Here is a 12495-nt window from a genome sequence, read left to right on the forward strand (position 1 = left end):
CCGAATACATTAGCGCAAACCAACTCCGTTATTACTAAATTGTAGTTGCAATAACGGGGCGGACCATACATTTTTATGGCGATTATGATGCGACGAGATGCACGCTTAATTTGTCAGGCTCTACCGCTTGTGTGGATGTGGGAAGTAATTCGGAGATAACACCAAGCACCACCTGTTCTGCTGAATTTTCTTACAGTGGCGCAAGCTGTACTGATGCCCCTTTTTACGGTGGTACGCCTCCAGAAACACCGACTGACCCTGATAAACCCGATAAACCTGATAATTCTGGTGACGGTGTAACAGATTATATTCATGTCAAAACGCTCTCGGTTGATGGCTTGCAAGGATTGGCCTCACAACTCAGTCATGGTCATAACCAAATCAATAAGCAATTGTCGAAAAACAGTACAGCACGATTCAACGAGCACAATTTAGTTATGGAGCAAGACAAAAACCATTACCAAAAAATAGAGCCGTTACTTGCCAGCATGGATAGTCACCTTTCAAACATTCGTGCCAAGCCTGATTCGCCTTGGACTCAAGAAACGTTAGATAAACTCATCGATGGGATAAACATTCTCAAAGACTGCGCTCAAGGTGCTGAAGATTGTAAAACTAATTCTGATAATACAAAGAATTGGCAATCGTTGCTTACGGATGTGGGTTATCTGTCTGATACAGTGCCTCGGATAGAGACAGCAATCGGCAATCAGACCTACTCACAAAACAATCATTTATCACGTCTGTTAGATCACTATCTCAATGCTGGAAAATCGTTTACAACGCCCAATGCTCCCGATTTTGAAACACCTTTCAAAGATGGGGTTTCTGCTCTTGAGACTGAAATTGCCGAGCTGAACAAAGAGCTTGAAACCAAATTAAGTCAATCCCCTATTAAGTTGGGTTCAATGAACTTCCAAGGGGGTGGTTATAAAGGGATTAACCTGTCGTTAGATGTTCACGGTCGCCCAATGTCGGTCGGCTTTAATCTTCTCGATACCATCAACCCTCACCTAGACCTAATCAGAGGGGTGATCATCTTTATTGCGCTTCTTGCAGGCGCGGTAATTATTCTAAGTTCTGGCCGTAGTTCATAGGGGCAAAAATGGATTATATCTACTCAATACTCGACTTTATTGCAGGCGTAGGCAGTGACTTAAAACACTTCCTTTTCGGTATTCCTAGCTTCTTTATGGATATGTTCGCTTACGCTTGGTTCTGGGCGATTAAACTCTGGCTAGAGTTTAAAATCGCAGGCGTCGAACTTGCTTATAAAGTCACGACCATGCTCTTGCAGGATTACGAAGTGTATACGGTGCTCAATGGTGCGTTTAATCAGTTGTCCCCTGAGTATCGCGCTATCTGTCATGCAATAGGCATTGTCGAGGCGATACGAATCGTGATTGATGCGTTTGCTACAGCTTTAGTGCTTCGTATTATGGGGTGGTAGTCATGGCGGTTTATTTTAGACACGGCTCCAATGGTGCGTATAAATCGGCTTATGCGGTGTGGTTCGAAATCCTTCCTGCGCTTCGGGCTGGTCGTGTTGTCGTGACCAATATTGAAGGGCTAAAAAAACTAGAGACTATCGAGCAATTGCTTGGCGAGAAGTTTCCAGTCAGTGCGCGGCTCATTCGTATTTTTAGCCGCAAGATACAAGGCATTGAACTCTGGCAAAACTGGTTTAACTGGATGCCTGTTAACTCTCTGGTCGTGATTGATGAATGTCAGGACATCTTTGCGCCTGAAGTTGGTTTTAAGCGTGAGAAGGCTTTAAAACGTCCCCTTGAGGATTTTCTCGAGCATCTTCCTGCTGGCTTTTCTGAGTTGTTTTATGAACGTTGGACAATGGCGGATACCTCAAGCTTAGAGGAAGGCGATACGGATGATGTCGGAGAGACGCAATTAGACGAAAAAGGCCGCTTGTTGTATCCCGATAACTACTACGGTGCGTTCATGCGTCACCGCAAGTATCAATGGGACATTGTCCTTTTAACGCCCGATTACACTTCAATCCCTAAGTGGATGTTAGGTTGTGCGACGGATGCGTTTTCTCATACGTCTACCGATACCTTTTTTCGCAAGCGTCGGCCTCGGATTTACAATCACCGCCCCAAATCATCAAAGACTGCCCCAAGCACAAAAACGGATTTAGCGGCCTGTAGTAACAAGAAAATCCCTATCGAGGTGTTTGCTTTGTATAAGTCAACGGGTACAGGCGGTTTCAACGAATCAAAAGCAGATGTGACGATTTTGAAGTCACCAAAATTCATTCTGGTCATATTGGTTGGCCTTCTGGCCTTGGGTAATTTTGTGAGGGAATCTTATGCGCTCTATGTTGGCAATAGTGACGATACTGTTGAAGCGACTAGCGAGAAAGTTAACGCCGATATTTCGCGTGTTGAGGATGGCACTAGCTTGGCTTTGGATGAAAACAAAAACACCTCGCAAGGTTCTGCTCGCGTGGCTTCTGGCCGTGGTAGCAGTCAAAATAGTGCTCAAGTTGTTTCTGATGCTGTAAATCCGTTTTATCAGCATTTCCCGATATTTAACGGAGCTAGGTCGGTTTACTTAACGAGTGTGATCAAACAACGTATGGACGACGGCCTAACGCTGACTAACTACCGCTTTCGTATCGATAAAGACGAAGGTGAGTATTACATTAACTCGCCTATTCTGGTGAGTTATGGTTATGAATTTGTTCACTTCGATGATTGCGTTATTCAGGTAAAACTTGATGACGTGGTCAGTATGCTGACGTGTCCCCCACTTGGTGAGCCTAAAAAGACAAACGATATAGGATCATTTGATAGAAGCCAGAAACTACAGGAAGTGGATATTTTCAACCTAGCCAAAAACAGTGACCAGGCTTAACTGCCCCGCAGGGATAAGCTCACTCGATAAAGTTCGGGGGTTGACTGACTCAACTGAGCGATAACAAGCGCAGCGCAGCTCCCCCAACTGAAACCACAAAAACACCTCAGCACTGCTAGAACCCAGCCTCGCAGAGACTAACCGCACCAGTGGCGCTCAATGCCACTGCAACCCAGAGAAGCCAAACACGCTATGCGCAGTCGCGAAGACTGAGCAGCGAGCATAGCAGTGTTGGCGTTCCTATCGCTTGCAGAGAATCAATCGAGTGTCGAGATTGATTACCCTTCCCTACGTTCCGCAAACGCAGTGCGCCAGTGTTTGAGCGTTAGCGAGTCAACCCCGTATAGTAATACGGGGTGAAAGTCCTAGTTTGAAACAAGTTGTAGCAACATATCACTTGATTTGTAGCAAAGAGACCTTAGAATAGAACTATACCACGCGACTAGGAGTATCTCCGGTCAATAGGCGAGGTCCCTACAGGCCATGAGTCATGTTACCCTCACCCTTTTCTAAAACTAGAACTGGGTGAGATTGTAACCTTCTAATTCTACCTACAACCCAATAATCTAAAAACCAACACAGCAGCAACTCTAGGTTACACCAATATACTCTTCAAATAGCGAATACGTGTTCGATGTATCTAGATAAACACCTGAAATAATGCTACATTTTCGCACAAAGTTAACACGTTAGGGTCATTGTTCTTGAGTTATATTAAAAGTCGAAGAACTCTCGAGGAAGTTTTTAAGTCAACTTTCCATAATAAGCTCACTTTCGAAGATTTCATGAGCATTAATATCTGTGATGAATACAGTATTTCTATGTTCAAGAAGAGAGAAGTCTACTCGCCTAGCGATAAGTTAAAGAAAATTCAAAGGTTTATCAATACCAGCATTTTAGACTACGCAGATTACAATAGAGAAGTAGTTTATTCATATATTAAGGGCAAATCTGCAAGAGATGCCGTCGAAGTTCATTCCAAAAACCAGTATTTTTTTCAGACGGATATCTACAATTTTTTTGGAAGTATATCAGCGAACAACGTTAAAAATTCATTAGCTAGGCAATTAGCCAATGTCCCGATATCGGACATCAATAACTATGTGGATTTTTTGTTTAACCTACTTGTTATAGATGACAAACTACCTATTGGATTCTCAACGTCGCCTATGCTTAGCAATATATGTTTAAGAGACTTTGATTATGCATTGAATGAATTCTGTAGAAGAAAAAAATACACATACACACGGTATTCTGACGATATTTTGATATCTTCAAACTCTCAGTTCTGTATAGATGAATTGTCAAAACATATACAGACTCTACTTTTTGAAAATGTTAATAAATACATCACTCTTAATAAAGCCAAGACCAAGGTTCATACAAAAGGTGAGAGATTCAAGATACTTGGGTATAACATCCTAATCAATAATGAGATTACGATATCAAGTAAAGATAAAAAAGAGGCTGAAATATTGCTTCATTTTTATCTTAATGATTTGGATAAATTTGATAATTACGTGGTTAACAATATTGCCCCAAGATTCAATCAATCCGGTGAGAAATCGATTAGAGAGATTGGGACATCTTCTCTATCAGGGCGACTAATTGGTATCAATGCAATGGATAAGAAGTATTTAACCAAGTTAAGACGCAAGTATGGAAACACTTTAATTGACATGTTTTTAAGAAAAACGGTGTGATCAAGTGAAATTTACCTTAACTCTTAACAACGTACAGCACATAAGTGAATTCAAGTTGGACATTGATACTTCATCGGGCAAGTTGATGTGTCTGGTAGGCAAAAATAGCGCGGGAAAAACTACAATACTCCGAAGTATAAGAAACATTTACTTGAGCAATACTTTTGTGGAAACTGCCGCACCTTACATATTCGACGAAACCAGTTTTATCGAGTATTCCTTTGATGGCAAGTCTTACGTATACAGTTACAATGCTAAGCTTAATACTCTTGATTCTAAAGAGGTTATTCCTGACGAAATAAAAGACCTATTTCTGGTAGAGCTACCCATCCCACACGGTGATAGATTCAGCCAGTTTTCAAAGTTAGTCTCTCTAGATGAAAAAATCAGAAGTGACATATCATTAGGTGAGTATCAAGAGCCTACTGATTTAATATCTTTTTTAAATAACGTATATAGTGACGAGCGCTTTAAAAACCTTAAAGAAGTAGCGATAGGAAAACACAAGTACTATTTCATACTCCGAGACTCAAAAGATAGATTTTATATTAGAGAAGACTACTTGAGCTCTGGAGAGTATTTCGTAATCAATCTTTATCGACATATAAAAAGTGGAAAGAAAATTATCTATATCGATGAAATAGATATTTCACTAGACTCGACTGCACAAGTAAATTTACTAAAAGTACTTCGAGAAATTTGTGAAAATGATGGATTAAATATCGTATTTACCACACATAGCTTAGCTTTAATGAAAACGGTTGAGCCGGATGAGTTATATTATATAGAGAGGGATGATGATAGCCGAAAGATATCAATTGAAAACCGCTCATATAACTTCATTAAAAGTGTTCTGTATCGATTCACTGGGTATGATAGGTATCTATTAACCGAAGACAAACAACTAGAAAAATATCTTAATTACATATTAGACAAATCCGAAGGTACTTTTTTCAACTATCAAATAATATATATAGGTGGCGGTTCTCAAGTAGTAGACCTATTGGTGAGAAATTCGAAATCACACTTTCTAGCGCCTAATAGTGATGTTCTTGCTGTGTTGGATGGAGACCAGAAAGAAGAGAAGTATCACGAAGGTTGTGAAAATATCTTATTCCTTCCATTCTCCAATATAGAAATGGAAGTATTAGACCGATACGAAAATGGCTGTACTTACCTACCTAAAGGTATAGAAATCGACGGAAAAAAACGGGCTAAAAGAGCTAAGAACCTAGTATGGAAATTAACAAAATTGCATGACGGAAAACAACTCTTGAGTATCGAGGACATATATATGTACCTCGAACTATTTTACGAAAAAGAGCTAAACGATTTAGAAGAAAAAGTCACTTCATTTTTGTGTTATTAAATTTATTGTTTAGTAGTAAAACATCACTTGCATTTTATATCGCTAATTGCCCGAGCTAGCTTTACGAGCCTAGTGGACGTTTTGATTTCCAGAACGGAGTTTATTTCTAGCAATCCAATCCCCGCAAGTATCTGCTGAGGAGATACTTGTTGTCCTGTAGGGAGCTCTAACCTTCCTCTGTTCATTCTGAAACCTTGCCATTCTTCATCATGAGAGAGCTCCAATCGACTCTGGTTACGCATAAGCCTCTTACATTCTTTCGGAATATCGTAACCCTTGTCCCATTGTTTGACTGTTCTCACACTTTTGAAACAAAGTTCAGCAGTCTGTTCCACGGTTAGCCCGCATTCAAATTCACGAAAAATATAGTTTTTGGTCATTTCGTGATACTTCATGATTTACTCTCGCTAAAACGCAAGAGTTTATTAATTCATAAATTGTTGTGATACCAGTTCCATTGAACATAAGTGCACATAATACGCACTAAGGTTGTTAGAGCAATTTAGTAATGTCCGGTTTTAGCCACTTTAAAATGTCCTCCTAAGATTAACAATATGTTTGCTTTTGAGGCTTTAACCGATGTTGATTACGATGAGTGAAAAAGATATTTATCGATTTAAGGTTTTATCTGACGTCCGTGAAAAGCGATTACGTCAAGTTGATGCTGCAGTTATTCTAAATGTGTCTGCTCGTCATATCCGGCGCTTACTCAATCGATTCTCCACTTTAGGAGCTCAAAGTCTCGCACACGCTGCTCGTGGTCGTCCTAGTAACCGGCGTTACTCTGAAGATTTTAAAGCTGAAATACTAAAGATCTATTCTGATTTCTCACCAACGCTCGCTCTAGAGAAACTCTCAGAACAACACAACCTCGCTGTATCTAAAGAGACTCTGCGTCAATGGATGATCGCTGATGGTCTTTGGGTTCCACATTCAAAGCGAAAACCTCGAATCTATCAACCTCGTTATCGCCGAGACTGCTTAGGTGAACTGATCCAAATTGATGGCTCAATAATGGTAACGGCACGAAATAATCGTTATGGCTTGTTCATCGACGACATAAACCAGTCGGTTGGTATCATCAATTCTGCGTGACCAGAATCCAGATAAGTTCTCTTTTAACGGCTCTGGTTTACCAATACCTTCAAACGGAGAGCGTTTCACATCGGTAATGAGCTTGTTGATGCGCTTGAGGGTTTTCTTGTCTTGGCCTTGCCAATACACATAATCCCCCCAGGCTTCATCGGTCCACGCCAATAAACGGCGCTCACTACTCATCGATCAGATCTCGCTGGGTTGTTTTCCCCGCTCGATACTGTGCGATAGAACGATTCAAATGCTCTGCATTTTGCGGTGAACGCAGCAAATGCACGGTTTCCATCAGACTGTTGTAATAGTCTAAAGACATCACAACGGCATCTTCAGCATCACGACGCGTGATGACCGTGGTGTCAGCGTCGTTCACGACACCATCCAGCACGGCTTTAAGACCATTTCTAGCCTCAGTAAAAGAGACAACTCTCATAGCACCTCCACATGTACAGTTAACAGAACAAGTATAAACCTACACGTTAGACATGTACACTTTAAAGTACATCTAGAAGTTATCAGTATGCTTAAAACCCCATAAGTCTAAAGTAACTATCCCACTCCCCAGAAAACATCAATTTGTAAGTATTTTCAGTTGTAATGTGCGTTGAATGTGACGCACAAAAAAGCCCACGTATGTGGGCTATCTTTCTTTCAGCAAGTCTAACGCTAACTTAGTTTGAATTACATCGAATGGTTGATAATGCCGTTCTATCAACTTCTTCAAATCAGCTTCGTCATCGACACTCAATTGAATGTGTTTTCTATCTTCAGGACTCACAAACTCACCATAAACCGGTGGAGATAACCAACCTTGTTCTTGAATCATTGCTAAAAACTGGGTTTCTCCTTGCTGCTTCAACATCCACTCTAATTTATTTCGAGCGTCTTCAGAGCAATTGAACATCGCCATATTAGACAAATACATCAACACACTTCCTTGCTTGTCTTGTGGCAATCCAATAAGCCATTTACTGACAGGAAACGGATTATTGTTTCGAGTTTCTTCTAAGCAAAAACCGACTTTATCATCAAAGTCTCGAACGGCAGATTGAGCAATATCTGATAATTGTCCATAGCCAGCTATATCAGTGTATAGTTTTTCTGCACTAACATTACATGATAGTAAAATGCTTACACTCATCAGTATGTTACCTAGTAGCTTCACTGACACACCTCCAAAACTCTTGTTCTTTACCTTGAGATTTTAGCCACTGGGACGTTGATATGTTGTAGATTTTCATTCGGTTTATATTGCTTATAGAAGTCATTACCGTAGCAAATCCCTCCCAATCATACGTTGCAACGTTCGTCAGCTTTTCATGAGGTTGACCTTTTAGAAAAATATCAAAAAACGGGATCACGGCGATCACTTTCGCTAACAGGTTCGCGCTTTCTACCGTATCGATAATCTCTTCTACCGCTTTAATACCCGATACAGATAAACGGTCTGGATCCATTTCACACTGTGCAATATTTATCATCATCAAGCCTCTACAGGTTTCCGCCAGTCGTCTACGCCATAAGTACTCGCCATATGGTGCGCCCACTCTATTTTGCGGTAGTTGAAAAACAGGTTTACGAATTGGTTGATATTGCTTGCTTTATCCTCTCTGGAATCAGGCAAAAGCACTTGAATTTCACTAAGACGAGCGTTTGTTAATGATGTCGTGAAAAAACGTTCCTGTCTCCCACTCAATGACATTCGATACCAGTCTAAGGAGACCGATTCTATGGTCTCACCTTGGCAAAGTGCATTGTACAGCAGTGGTAAAGCGCTCGTGATTTCACAAGTCACTTTTAATGGACCATGAACACGCTGTCCACTAGGTTGACCACTTTGTCGGTCTGTGGGGGTAAGAATCAGATGTCCAATACTTTGAACTAATATTTCGTGTTGGTGAGGTTCGACCGCCCCATCGCCTACAGAATCGTGTGAACCAGCGTTTCGGGTAATTAACCCTTGATTGGTTCCTATTATGGTTAAGTAACAAGGTTGTGGCATCGTTAAATATCCAAACGGTTGTATACGTCCATCGAGCCTATCAAATCGCTTGTATTCACTTCAAGTCAGGGCTTGGTGTTAATGAACGCATATCACTGTGATACAATATCTCACTCGCTGATGTCACAAAAACACTCCATCACTGCTAGAATCCAGCCTCGCAGAGACTAACCGCACCAGTGGCGCTCAATGCCACTGCAACCCAGAGAAGCCAAACACGCTATGCGCAGTCGCGAAGACTGAGCAGCGAGCATAGCAGTGTTGGCGTTCCTATCGCTTGCAGAGAATCAATCGAGTGTCGAGATTGATTACCCTTCCCTACGTTCCGCAAACGCAGTGCGCCAGTGTTTGAGCGTTAGCGAGTCAACCCCGTATAGTAATACGGGGTGAAAGTCTTAGTCGCTTTACACACTATTTCAATAATTAACGTGCCATACAACCATCTCTAACGGTATACTGGACGGCATGTAAGTAACTGGTTCAATGTGTTTATTTGCATTTTTCGAGTATAAAAGTTGTTAACAAAACGAGTTGGCTAGATGAACGTTAAAGATTTTACGGAATGGTACATTCACAATAGACCTGTATATAAGAGGCTATCAGAAAAGGTTGAATCAGTATTAATAGAGTTATTTGAAGCTAAAGGCATTAGCTACCACATGGTCACATCTAGAGTTAAAGATATAGAAAGTGCGCGTAAAAAAGCTAGTGACGATAAATACGAACAACCTACCGATCTGCAAGATTACGCCGGGATACGCGTTATCACCTATGTGGAAGATGAAGTGAAAGCTGTAACCCAAGTGATTGAAGAGTTATTTGATATAGACCATCAAAATAGTTCGAATAAATCAGAGGCACTTGGTATAGATAAAGTCGGATACAAGTCCGTACACTACATAGCCAAGCTAAAAGCAGATCGATTACAGTTACCGGAATACAAGCAATACGTAGATAAGTGTTTCGAGATTCAAATAAGAACAATTCTACAGCACGCTTGGGCTGAAATTGAGCACGACCGAAATTATAAGTTCTCTGGTAAGCTTGATACCCAACTAACTCGCCGCTTTAAATTGCTTTCAGGTGTTCTTGAACTCGCAGATAGAGAGTTCAATTCAATCTCAAATGAAATAGACGAGATAGCTGATAGTGTAGTTCAGGGTAAACTAGATACAGAAATATCTTCAGCCGCTGTAGCGTCATTGCTTAAATCACGATTCGCCGGAGTCATTGAGGAATTATCTTTGGAGTACTACCCTGACGTCAGAGGTACAGGTATTGCTGAGTTAGAAAGGTTTGGAATCACTTGCTTAGAGAAGTTAAGTGATATGATTCCTGAAGACACCGACGAGTATTTACGTATTAGCGCAAGTGAAGTCGAAAATGAAGAATATTTTTATGAGCTTGGTATTTTGCGCAATGTGATGATAATTGCTGATACAGATAGATATTTTTCTGAAGCTATGCTTCCGTCAAGTCGTTGGACTTCATGGTGCCACCCCGATGAAATCGGGCTTCGTGAACGCTCTAAGGAATATCTCGAACGCCATGGCGTAGACATAGAACACATAGAACAAACGTATGGGATACCTTACTATCCTCCGCATTAACATTTATCTCGTTACCAAGGCTCCTATCGGAGCCTTGGTATCACATTCTTTTAGTTATAATACGAGCGTATTTGAGCAACTTCGAACAGGTTTTAATTTCTAACTCTGATTTTATTTCTAACAGGCATATACCCGTTATTATTTCTTGTGGCTTTACTAGCTGCCCTGTTGGTAGTTCCATCATCCCCCCCTTAATTGCAAATCCCTCCCAATCTGAATTTTTTGAGAGTTCTAGGCGTTTATACATTCTCATCAGCCTTTTACATTCTCTTGGTATATCCTTTCCTTGATCCCATTTCTTGACCGTTCTCACACTTTTGAAACAAAGATCAGCAGTCTGTTCAACAGTCAGGCCACATTCAAATTCACGAAAAATATAGTTTTTGGTCATTTCGTGATACTTCATGATTTACTCTCGCTAAACTGCAAGAGTTTAATAATTCATAAATTAATGTGATACCAGTTCCATTGAACATAAGGGCACACAATACGCATTGAGCTTGTGGGTGCATTTTTGTGACGCACAAAAAGCCCACGTATGTGGGCTTGTCGTTTAGTCATGCCTGAACTTGAAGAGTAATTCTCCCATACCTATGCCGTTAAAAGGCAAATAGTGTTGCTCAGTAAGTTGAGTCAGTGCTTTCTTATCGTCTTCGGTCAATTTAATTAGCGCTTTATCTTGTTTGCTTGTGGCTAGCTCTCCGTAAACAGGGATATTCAACCAACCTTCTTTTTTCAACATAGTTAAAGCGTGTTGTTCATTTTCGCTTTCAAGAGTATCGATAAGCTTATCTCGTTCAGAATCCAGACATCTAGACTCTGCCAAGCTATATAAATAAACCACAACACTAGCTTGTTTTTCTCGTGGTAGAGAAAGCAGCCAATCGTTGACCGGATATGGGTTATTCGTGCGGTTTTCTTTTCCCTGAGACTCTAACCATTGTTCAAAAGCTATGTCAGCAATCACCTTTCGATGTATATCATTTACCGATTGTTAGCCTTACTATGCATGGTTACACCGTAACTTACATGTCACATCCGATGTACTAGGGATTAACCAGAAAAGGTAATTAACCCCTAATACCCCATCAAATTTGTTACGGCGTCACTATTTTAGGGCTTGCTTAACCGGCGCTAATTGCCAATCGTTGTATGCATATGAGCGCGCGCCGGCCATATAACGTAGGTTTAAATTGCGATTTGAAAGCAGTATTTCGACGAATAGATCGTTTTCGCTGCGGCTAACGGGCGTAAACCTCAGAATATCGCCATGACAAGTTCTTGCAAACTCCAAGGGCGTTCCATTCGCAAGAATACTAACACTCTCATTATCGACGAAATACTCACTGCTGCCGCACTCTACTCCTCGAAGGGTCAAAGAAAGTTGCTTTTGCTTCGCCACCTCTAGCGTGGGCAAAGCAATAGACTCTGCGATAACGTCTTGTTGTTTCGCGATTACTGGCGAGGCAGTTATCGCCAAAAAAACAGCGGCTAGGCTGAATTTAGTTCGTAGGTTCATTATGTGTTCCTGTGATTCACTATATTTCTAAGCCTATCAGAGACATCACAAAATGGAATCCAATTCATCAACTAGTGTGACGTTTTTTCAGTACTTTCAAACCACAACACCAAACTTCAGTAAACAAACAGCATATATCGATACCATGAAATTACGATACGGGAATCGTTACGCCGCAACCCGACAGAACAATACACTGGGTGACAGTAAGCGCTTGCACACTGCACTTTTATTTATGTAATTTAATTACAAACCATGTTTATTGGCAATCGCCAATAGCACAAAATACCACGCTAAGTTATTGAAATAATTAAATAATTGATAAT

Annotated in this window: 15 protein-coding genes; 7 read left to right on the forward strand and 8 right to left on the reverse strand. The window is 40.8% G+C overall.

Annotated elements, in window-relative coordinates:
• The first annotated feature begins 137 nt into the window (after nucleotides 1–137).
• The 6 genes from ACQEXR_RS12825 to ACQEXR_RS12850 all read left to right on the forward strand — a co-directional run bounded on the left by ACQEXR_RS12825 (nucleotide 138) and on the right by ACQEXR_RS12850 (nucleotide 7041).
• Nucleotides 138–1097 carry a hypothetical protein gene (locus ACQEXR_RS12825; RefSeq protein WP_427020460.1) on the forward strand — a complete coding sequence of 320 codons (960 nt, stop codon included), beginning with the start codon at nucleotides 138–140 and terminating at the stop codon, nucleotides 1095–1097.
• Nucleotides 1098–1105: 8 nt separating this feature from the next.
• Complete coding sequence (locus tag ACQEXR_RS12830; RefSeq protein ID WP_427020461.1) at nucleotides 1106–1450, forward strand: DUF2523 family protein; 345 nt, start codon at nucleotides 1106–1108, stop codon at nucleotides 1448–1450.
• Nucleotides 1451–1452: 2 nt separating this feature from the next.
• The gene (locus ACQEXR_RS12835) at nucleotides 1453–2874 is read left to right on the forward strand and encodes a zonular occludens toxin domain-containing protein (RefSeq protein WP_427020462.1); all 1422 of its coding nucleotides are present in this window, start codon (nucleotides 1453–1455) and stop codon (nucleotides 2872–2874) included.
• 785 nt (nucleotides 2875–3659) lie between these two features.
• Nucleotides 3660–4577, forward strand: coding sequence for a reverse transcriptase family protein (locus ACQEXR_RS12840; protein WP_427020463.1), 918 nt, complete (start codon nucleotides 3660–3662; stop codon nucleotides 4575–4577).
• A 166-nt stretch (nucleotides 4578–4743) separates the two neighbouring features.
• Nucleotides 4744–5946, forward strand: a complete 1203-nt coding sequence (locus ACQEXR_RS12845) for an AAA family ATPase (protein ID WP_427020464.1) — start codon at nucleotides 4744–4746, stop codon at nucleotides 5944–5946.
• A 579-nt stretch (nucleotides 5947–6525) separates the two neighbouring features.
• Complete coding sequence (locus ACQEXR_RS12850; RefSeq protein ID WP_427020465.1) at nucleotides 6526–7041, forward strand: helix-turn-helix domain-containing protein; 516 nt, start codon at nucleotides 6526–6528, stop codon at nucleotides 7039–7041.
• Here ACQEXR_RS12850 and ACQEXR_RS12855 read toward each other — a convergent pair.
• The 5 genes from ACQEXR_RS12855 to ACQEXR_RS12875 all read right to left on the reverse strand — a co-directional run bounded on the left by ACQEXR_RS12855 (nucleotide 6955) and on the right by ACQEXR_RS12875 (nucleotide 9040).
• Nucleotides 6955–7224: a Txe/YoeB family addiction module toxin gene (locus tag ACQEXR_RS12855; protein ID WP_138971494.1), complete on the reverse strand. Its 270-nt coding sequence runs from the start codon at nucleotides 7222–7224 to the stop codon at nucleotides 6955–6957. The two genes, ACQEXR_RS12850 and ACQEXR_RS12855, sit on opposite strands and share 87 nt — an antisense overlap.
• Complete coding sequence (locus tag ACQEXR_RS12860) at nucleotides 7217–7471, reverse strand: type II toxin-antitoxin system Phd/YefM family antitoxin (RefSeq protein ID WP_138971495.1); 255 nt, start codon at nucleotides 7469–7471, stop codon at nucleotides 7217–7219. The genes ACQEXR_RS12855 and ACQEXR_RS12860 overlap by 8 nt, the downstream gene beginning before the upstream one ends.
• A 207-nt stretch (nucleotides 7472–7678) precedes the next feature.
• Nucleotides 7679–8179 (reverse strand): hypothetical protein, encoded by a 501-nt coding sequence (locus ACQEXR_RS12865; RefSeq protein ID WP_138971496.1) that lies wholly within the window; start codon nucleotides 8177–8179, stop codon nucleotides 7679–7681.
• 7 nt (nucleotides 8180–8186) lie between these two features.
• Complete coding sequence (locus ACQEXR_RS12870) at nucleotides 8187–8522, reverse strand: hypothetical protein (protein WP_427020466.1); 336 nt, start codon at nucleotides 8520–8522, stop codon at nucleotides 8187–8189.
• On the reverse strand, nucleotides 8522–9040 hold the full coding sequence (locus tag ACQEXR_RS12875; protein ID WP_427020467.1) for an Hcp family type VI secretion system effector: 519 nt from the start codon (nucleotides 9038–9040) through the stop codon (nucleotides 8522–8524). Before ACQEXR_RS12875 ends, ACQEXR_RS12870 begins: the two co-directional genes overlap by 1 nt.
• Before the next feature lie 539 nt (nucleotides 9041–9579).
• Here ACQEXR_RS12875 and ACQEXR_RS12880 point away from each other — a divergent pair.
• The gene (locus tag ACQEXR_RS12880; RefSeq protein ID WP_427020468.1) at nucleotides 9580–10650 is read left to right on the forward strand and encodes a GTP pyrophosphokinase; all 1071 of its coding nucleotides are present in this window, start codon (nucleotides 9580–9582) and stop codon (nucleotides 10648–10650) included.
• A gap of 40 nt (nucleotides 10651–10690) precedes the next feature.
• Here ACQEXR_RS12880 and ACQEXR_RS12885 read toward each other — a convergent pair whose 3' ends face one another.
• From ACQEXR_RS12885 to ACQEXR_RS12895, 3 genes are all read right to left on the reverse strand, one after another.
• A complete protein-coding gene (locus ACQEXR_RS12885; RefSeq protein ID WP_427020469.1) occupies nucleotides 10691–11056 on the reverse strand; it encodes a regulator in 366 nt (121 codons plus the stop codon).
• Between the two features lie 147 nt (nucleotides 11057–11203).
• Nucleotides 11204–11617 carry a hypothetical protein gene (locus ACQEXR_RS12890; RefSeq protein ID WP_427020470.1) on the reverse strand — a complete coding sequence of 138 codons (414 nt, stop codon included), beginning with the start codon at nucleotides 11615–11617 and terminating at the stop codon, nucleotides 11204–11206.
• Nucleotides 11618–11758: 141 nt separating this feature from the next.
• A complete protein-coding gene (locus tag ACQEXR_RS12895) occupies nucleotides 11759–12169 on the reverse strand; it encodes a hypothetical protein (protein ID WP_138971501.1) in 411 nt (136 codons plus the stop codon).
• Nucleotides 12170–12495: the final 326 nt, after the last annotated feature.

Origin of the sequence: Vibrio sp. TRT 2004 (genome assembly GCF_050113735.1) — a bacterium.
In the GTDB taxonomy this organism is placed as follows: Bacteria; Pseudomonadota; Gammaproteobacteria; order Enterobacterales; family Vibrionaceae; genus Vibrio.

What these genes read in the sequence shown, in the direction of transcription:
- ACQEXR_RS12875 (WP_427020467.1), bottom strand. Translation starts at nt 9,040, where the DNA reads ATGCCACAACCTTGTTACTTAACCATAATAGGAACCAATCAAGGGTTA.
- ACQEXR_RS12880 (WP_427020468.1), top strand. Translation starts at nt 9,580, where the DNA reads ATGAACGTTAAAGATTTTACGGAATGGTACATTCACAATAGACCTGTA.
- ACQEXR_RS12855 (WP_138971494.1), bottom strand. Translation starts at nt 7,224, where the DNA reads ATGAGTAGTGAGCGCCGTTTATTGGCGTGGACCGATGAAGCCTGGGGG.
- ACQEXR_RS12885 (WP_427020469.1), bottom strand. Translation starts at nt 11,056, where the DNA reads ATGAAGTATCACGAAATGACCAAAAACTATATTTTTCGTGAATTTGAA.
- ACQEXR_RS12870 (WP_427020466.1), bottom strand. Translation starts at nt 8,522, where the DNA reads ATGATGATAAATATTGCACAGTGTGAAATGGATCCAGACCGTTTATCT.
- ACQEXR_RS12835 (WP_427020462.1), top strand. Translation starts at nt 1,453, where the DNA reads ATGGCGGTTTATTTTAGACACGGCTCCAATGGTGCGTATAAATCGGCT.
- ACQEXR_RS12830 (WP_427020461.1), top strand. Translation starts at nt 1,106, where the DNA reads ATGGATTATATCTACTCAATACTCGACTTTATTGCAGGCGTAGGCAGT.
- ACQEXR_RS12860 (WP_138971495.1), bottom strand. Translation starts at nt 7,471, where the DNA reads ATGAGAGTTGTCTCTTTTACTGAGGCTAGAAATGGTCTTAAAGCCGTG.
- ACQEXR_RS12840 (WP_427020463.1), top strand. Translation starts at nt 3,660, where the DNA reads ATGAGCATTAATATCTGTGATGAATACAGTATTTCTATGTTCAAGAAG.
- ACQEXR_RS12895 (WP_138971501.1), bottom strand. Translation starts at nt 12,169, where the DNA reads ATGAACCTACGAACTAAATTCAGCCTAGCCGCTGTTTTTTTGGCGATA.
- ACQEXR_RS12865 (WP_138971496.1), bottom strand. Translation starts at nt 8,179, where the DNA reads ATGAGTGTAAGCATTTTACTATCATGTAATGTTAGTGCAGAAAAACTA.
- ACQEXR_RS12850 (WP_427020465.1), top strand. Translation starts at nt 6,526, where the DNA reads ATGTTGATTACGATGAGTGAAAAAGATATTTATCGATTTAAGGTTTTA.